Annotated in this window: 1 protein-coding gene; it reads left to right on the top strand. The window is 38.9% G+C overall.

Annotation, left to right across the window (positions count from 1 at the left end):
- Positions 1-76 precede the first annotated feature (76 nt).
- Positions 77-434 (top strand): IS630 transposase-related protein (locus tag A5N85_RS14260; RefSeq protein WP_072577685.1); only part of this gene is annotated, 358 nt, incomplete at its 3' end.

The following is a 434-nucleotide window of genomic DNA, read 5'->3' as shown; positions in this document are numbered from 1 at the left end:
TATAATCCAATCTATCCAAAGCAGATATAAAAAACAACTTGTAGTAGAATTATCAAAAACAAACTGAGCATATCCTATGACCTACTGCAGCCAATTCCGGCAGAAAATTCTTAACGATATTGCTAATGGAGAAACTTGGCGCGCTGTTGCAAAGCGCTACAAGATCAGCAAATTCACCGTCTATAGCTGGATTAAAAATCCCCATCCTAAAGGCTTTACTGAGCGTAAGCCCTCAAAGATTGATGATGAAGCCTTGCTTAAGGATATTGAGCAGTATCCCGATGATTACCAATGGGAAAGCGCTAGACGTTTTAATTGCTCGCAATCAGCGATTTGTTATGCTCTAAAGCGACTAAAGATAACGCATAAAAAAAGATTAACCAACATCCAAAAGCCGACACAGAGCAAAGAGAAGCACTTTCAAGAACAAATAG

It is taken from the genome of Suttonella ornithocola (genome assembly GCF_001889065.1).
GTDB lineage: Bacteria > Pseudomonadota > Gammaproteobacteria > Cardiobacteriales > Cardiobacteriaceae > Suttonella_A > Suttonella_A ornithocola.
The sequence above is the reverse complement of the archived record's forward strand: the minus strand, read 5'-3'. Positions and strand labels throughout refer to the sequence as shown.